Source organism: Aquabacterium sp. (genome assembly GCF_021768455.1).
Lineage (GTDB): Bacteria > Pseudomonadota > Gammaproteobacteria > Burkholderiales > Burkholderiaceae_C > Aquabacterium.
Genome location: NZ_JAIZVX010000207.1, coordinates 1 through 5,419, shown reverse-complemented (window position 1 = coordinate 5,419; position 5,419 = coordinate 1). Strand labels below are relative to the sequence as shown.

Annotated in this window: 5 protein-coding genes; 2 read left to right on the top strand and 3 right to left on the bottom strand. The window is 68.6% G+C overall.

Features of this window, described 5'->3' with window-relative positions; translation table 11 throughout:
• The first annotated feature begins 3 nt into the window (after positions 1-3).
• Entirely contained in the window at positions 4-1,851 is a 1,848-nt protein-coding gene (locus QZ994_RS18525; protein ID WP_290877144.1) for an ABC transporter ATP-binding protein, read from the top strand.
• On the opposite strand, the gene QZ994_RS18520 is transcribed toward QZ994_RS18525, so the two are convergent.
• Positions 1,852-2,613 carry an SDR family NAD(P)-dependent oxidoreductase gene (locus QZ994_RS18520; RefSeq protein ID WP_290877141.1) on the bottom strand — a complete coding sequence of 254 codons (762 nt, stop codon included), beginning with the start codon at positions 2,611-2,613 and terminating at the stop codon, positions 1,852-1,854.
• Entirely contained in the window at positions 2,610-3,677 is a 1,068-nt protein-coding gene (locus QZ994_RS18515) for a MerR family transcriptional regulator (RefSeq protein WP_290877138.1), read from the bottom strand. Before QZ994_RS18515 ends, QZ994_RS18520 begins: the two co-directional genes overlap by 4 nt.
• A gap of 144 nt (positions 3,678-3,821) precedes the next feature.
• Between QZ994_RS18515 and QZ994_RS18510 the strand changes: the two genes are divergently transcribed.
• A complete protein-coding gene (locus QZ994_RS18510) occupies positions 3,822-4,142 on the top strand; it encodes a high-potential iron-sulfur protein (protein WP_290877136.1) in 321 nt (106 codons plus the stop codon).
• A gap of 109 nt (positions 4,143-4,251) precedes the next feature.
• Here the strand turns inward: QZ994_RS18510 and QZ994_RS18505 are convergent, their stop codons facing one another.
• Positions 4,252-5,241 carry a Tim44 domain-containing protein gene (locus tag QZ994_RS18505; protein WP_290877133.1) on the bottom strand — a complete coding sequence of 330 codons (990 nt, stop codon included), beginning with the start codon at positions 5,239-5,241 and terminating at the stop codon, positions 4,252-4,254.
• Positions 5,242-5,419 lie beyond the last annotated feature (178 nt).

Below are 5,419 nucleotides of genomic sequence, written 5' to 3'. Positions count from 1 at the left end.
CTAGTGCTGAGCTGGTTCGAGAACCTCGTCCACCCCTTTTCCGACGCGCCCCCGCGCACCCCACCCAAGGGCTTCATGCCCTTCGTCTGGTCCGCCACCCACGGTGTGCGCCGCTACATCCTGGGCATGACCTCGCTGACGGCGGCCATCGGCGCCTTCGAGGCCCTGCTCTTCAGCATGCTGGGCAACATCGTCGACTGGCTCAGCCAGGTCGAGCCCTCGCAGCTTTGGACCCAGTCGCGCGACAAGCTCCTGCTGCTGGCCCTCATCCTCCTGGCCAGCCCGATCGCCGTGTGGGTGCAGACCCTGCTCAAGCACCAGGCCCTGGCCGGCAACTTCCCCATGAAGCTGCGCTGGCAGTTCCACCGGCACATGCTGGGCCAGAGCATGGGCTTCTACCAGGACGAGTTCGCCGGCCGCGTGGCCACCAAGGTCATGCAGACCGCCCTGGCGGTGCGCGACTGCTGCTTCACCGTCTGCGACATCCTGGTCTTCGTCGTCATCTACTTCGTGACCATGACCGCCGTGGTGGGCCACTTCGATGGCTGGCTGTTGGCGCCCTTCCTGGGCTGGCTGCTGCTCTACGGCTCGGCCGTGACCTTCTTTGTGCCGCGCCTGAGCAAGATGGCCCGCGCCCAGGCCGATGCCCGCTCGCTCATGACCGGCCGCATCACCGACGCCTACACCAACATCGCCACCGTCAAGCTGTTCTCGCACGCCAACCGCGAAGCCGGTTACGCCCGCCACGCGATGAAGGAGTTCCTCCTCACCGTGCACGGGCAGATGCGCCTGGTCAGCTGGTTCGAGCTGGTCAACCACATCCTGAGCATGCTGCTGATCATGTCGACCGCGGGCGTGGCCCTGTGGCTGTGGACGCAAAGCCTGGTGGGCATCGGCGCGGTGGCCGCGGCCACGGCCATGGCCCTGCGCCTCAACGGCATTTCGCACTGGATGATGTGGGAGATGGCCGGCCTCTTCGAGAACATCGGCACCATCCAGGACGGCATCAACACCATTGCCCGCGCGCACAGCGTGGTCGACGCGCCCGACGCGCGCGAACTGAACGTGAGCCAGGGCGATGTGCGCTTCGAGAACGTGGGCTTCCACTACGGTGGCGAGCGCTCGGTGATCGAGGGCCTGAACCTGCACATCCGGGCCGGTGAAAAGATCGGCCTGGTGGGCCGCTCGGGCTCGGGCAAGTCCACCATCGTCAACCTGCTGCTGCGCTTCTACGACGTGGAATCGGGCCGCGTGCTGATCGATGGCCAGGACATCACCCAGGTCACGCAAGACAGCCTGCGCCGCCAGATCGGCATGGTCACGCAGGACACCTCGCTGCTGCACCGCTCGGTGCGCGACAACATCCTCTACGGCCGCCCCGATGCGGGCGACGCCGAGATGATCGAAGCCGCGCAAAAGGCCGAAGCCCACGATTTCATCCAGTCCCTGGTCGACCTCAAGGATCGCACCGCCTACGACGCCCACGTGGGCGAGCGCGGCGTCAAGCTCTCGGGCGGGCAGCGGCAGCGCATCGCCATCGCCCGGGTGATGCTCAAGGACGCCCCCATCCTCCTGCTCGACGAGGCCACCAGCGCACTCGACTCCGAGGTCGAAGCCGCCATCCAGGCCAGCCTCTACCGCCTGATGGAAGGCAAGACCGTGGTGGCCATCGCGCACCGCCTGTCGACCATCGCCGCCATGGACCGGCTCATCGTGCTCGACAAGGGCCGGATCGTGGAGCAAGGCTCGCACGCCGAACTGCTGGCCCAGGGCGGGCTGTATGCGCGCCTGTGGGCCCACCAGAGCGGGGGCTTCCTGGGCGAGGAAGAAGACAGCGAGGACGCGGCCTGATCACCAGGGCAAAGGCCGGCCTTCGCTGTCGAAAAAGCCGCCGGAGCCGCCTTCCGGCAGGCCAGCCATCACGCCCAGCAGCCGTTCTGCCGCCTCTGCGGGGGAACGCACCGTGAGCCCGGTTTTGGCAAAGGGTTGCGACAGCCCGGTGTCGACCGTGCCAGGGTGCAGGGCCACGCACAAGGCCTGCGGCCTGCTGCGTGCCAGCTCGATGGCGGCGGTGCGCACGAGCTGATTGAGTGCGGCCTTGGATGCCCGGTAACTGTGCCAGCCGCCCAGGCGGTTGTCTCCGATGCTGCCCACCTTGGCCGAGAGCGTGGCGAACACGCTGCGCCCCTGGCGTGGCAGCAGGGGCAGCAGGTGCTTCATCAACAAGGCCGGCCCGATGGCGTTGACCGCAAAAGCGTGCGCCATGTGGGCCGGATCCAGCTGGCGCAAGGCCTTCTCGGGCTCAAAGCCCTGGCCGTGCAGGAAGCCGGTGGCATCGATCACCAGGCGCAGCGGCTGACCCTGGGCCTGAGCCCAGGCGGACACGGCCTGCGCGGCGGCCGCGACCGAGGCTTCGTCCAGCAGGTCGAGCCGGGGCTCGGTGTGGCGCGATGCGGCCCGGACCCGCTCCGCCCCCAGCCTGGCCTGCAAGACGGCGAACAAGGCCTGCCCCACGCCCCCCGAGGCGCCCACCACCAGCACCAGGCCTTCGCCCAGCCAGGCCAGGTCGGCCATGTCAGCGGTGGAGGGCAGCACTGGCGTCGCGGCGCTCACGCGCTCACCTTGTCGGCCGGGCTCCTGCCGCGGCCCGCACCCATGGGCGCAGCGGCGCGGGACATCACCCCAGCCAGGTCCACGCCTTCGGCCTCGGCCAGGGTGACCAGGGCGTCTTCCATCATGGCGCGGGCCTGCCCGGCCACGCGGTAGAGGTAGGCATGCAGGGCCACGTCGGCCGGCTGGCGGGTCTCGCAATCGGCGCTGTAGGTCTCGAACTGCGCCAGCATGGTCACCAGCTGGGCCAGGTGCTGCGGGCACTCGCAGGCCACACGCGGCATGGCCTGGGTCAGGGCGTCGAGCGCGGCGGCGTCAAACCGGGGTGGTGGCGCCATCTGGGGCACCGTGGGCTGGGCCTGGCTCAGGCTGCGCCAGCCACGGGCCACCTCGGCCACCAGACTCGCCAGCTCTTCCGGCGCCAGGGGTGCGCGGCGCAGCACCACGGCCCGCGCCCTGAGGGACTCGAGCACGTGCTTGGCCGCAAAACCATAGACCACCACGCTCTGCTGTGCGCCCACCAGGCGACTCAGGCGCCAGAGCCACTGCACGGTGTCCATGTGCAGGGCGCCCACATCGGCCAGCAGCACATCGGCCTGCAGGCCACGCGCCGCCAGCTCGGCCTCGGTGCCCTCACCCAGGTGGGCCACCAGGGCCGCACCTTCCAGTTCGGACACCAGCTGCACATGGCGCGCCGTGAGGCTCTTGCCCAGCAGCAGCACGCGCACCGGGGCGCTGTCCGGCCGGCTGGCGGCTTCCGGGTGGGCCACGGCGGCCACCACGCCGGCCACCTCGTCGGCCATGGCCTGCAAGCGGGCTGTCTCGAGGTTGGCGAGGGTGCCGATGCCGTTGCCCTGGTCCACCAGTTGTTTGATCAGCACCAAGCGGCGCACGTCCTGGCTGGAGTAGAGTCGGTGCCCGGACGGTGCCTGAGCAGGGCCCACCACCTGGTACCGGCGCTCCCACACGCGCAAGGTCGCCACGGGGATGTTGACCATCCGGGCTGCGGCACTGCTGCGGTATCGGGGGGTGCTGGCATCGTCGTGCCAGCCGGGTTGCGTGACCATGTTCTGTTCCTTTTCAGGCCAATCCGACCTCAATTTGACGCGATCGAATCCATTCTGACGCCGAACACAAAACAAGAGTCAGCCTAAGATGCGTCAAAGCAGGGTCAAACCCGCTTTTGTTCCCCACCCCACAGGAGTCCCCCCATGACAAGCCGTCGCCAATTCATGTTCACCATCGTGCCCGCTGCCGCCACCGTGGCCGCCCTGGCCACCGCCACCGGCGCCCACGCCCAGGCCGCTGCCCATGCCGATGAAAAAGACCCTGGCGCCGCCGGCCTGGGCTACAAGCACGACGCCACCAAGGTCGACGCCAAGAAATACCCCACCTACAAAGCGGGCGCCGTGTGCGGCAACTGCCAGTTCTTCCAGGGCAAGGCCGGTGACGCCTGGGGTGCCTGCCCCCTGCTGGGCGGCAAACAGGCCAACGCCAAGGGCTGGTGCTCGGGCTACGCCAAGAAGGCCTGATCGGCTTCTGCACCCCGCGTCAACTGCCGCACAGGCAAAGAAAAAAGGCCCCGAGGGGCCTTTTTTCATGGTCGATCACGGCTGCGAGTTCACATGCCGGTGAGGAGCGTCAGGCGTCCAGCGGCGTGATGCCGGCAATCGCCCAATCGGCGCTCTCGTCGAGCGGGCGCACCAGGTGCCACAGTTCGCTGAAGGGCGCAGCAGGGGCGTTGGCCTCTTCGCGGATCAGACCATGGAAGCGCACGCTCACGATCAGCAGGCCGTTGTCGCGGGCCGTGTCCGCCACCTCGGCCTGGAGCTCGACCACATCGGTCTGGTTCGGCGTCTGGCCGCGCTCTTGCAGGTCAAGACGCAGAGAGGCGAACAGCTCGGGCGTGGTGAACTTGCGCAGATCGTCCACATTGCCGGCGTCGTTGGCGGCCTGGAGGCGGATGAAGATCATCTTGGCCAGGCGTTCGAAACCGGCCACATCAAAGCCGGCCGGCAGGGCCGACACAGGTGACGCGTTGGCCGCGCCCGTGGCAGAGAAAGGCTGCGCACCCGGCGTGCCCGACAGGCCGCCCGTGGCGCCGAAGCTGCCGGGCTGCGGCGTGGCCGAGCGCTCGAAAGCCGAAGGCTGTGCAGCCTGGGGCTGCTGCGGCTGACCATAAGGCGCAACAGCGCCGGCCAGCTGCGGGCCCTGGGCGGCAGCGCCCTTGCCGAACTTGCGCATCAGGAAGCCGATCAGGAACACGGCGGCCATCGCCACCAGGGCCATGGTCATGAAATTGCCCAAAGCCTCGCCGAAGCCGAAATGGCTGGCCAGCGCGGCGATGCCCAGACCGGCGGCCAGACCGGCCAGCGGGCCCATCCAGGAACGCTTGCCAGGGGCCGCAGCCGGCGGCGCGGCCGGGGTGGCCGGCGCCGCATTGGTGGCCTGCTGTCCGGGCTTGACGGCGGGGCTGCCGTTGTCGACAGGCTTGGCGGGCATCTGACGCTGCATGCCGGCGGGGCGGCCGCTGCCAAGGCGCTTGGCCTCCACGTCCATCGGGGCCGACACCATGCCGACACCTGCCACGGCGACCATCAAAGCCAGAAGACCTTTGCGGAACTTGCTCAAGTGAACATCCTTGCCCATGTGGGCGGTTAAGACAGCCCGCATTGTGCGCAAGTGCGGGCTCCGTGCAAGACAGATGGCGGTGGCCCCACAAAGTTCAAGGTCAAAGACTGGGCATTTCGGACGCAAAACACCCCAGAACGGCCCCGCCTGGGCGCCATCACCCCGGGAAAACACCCAC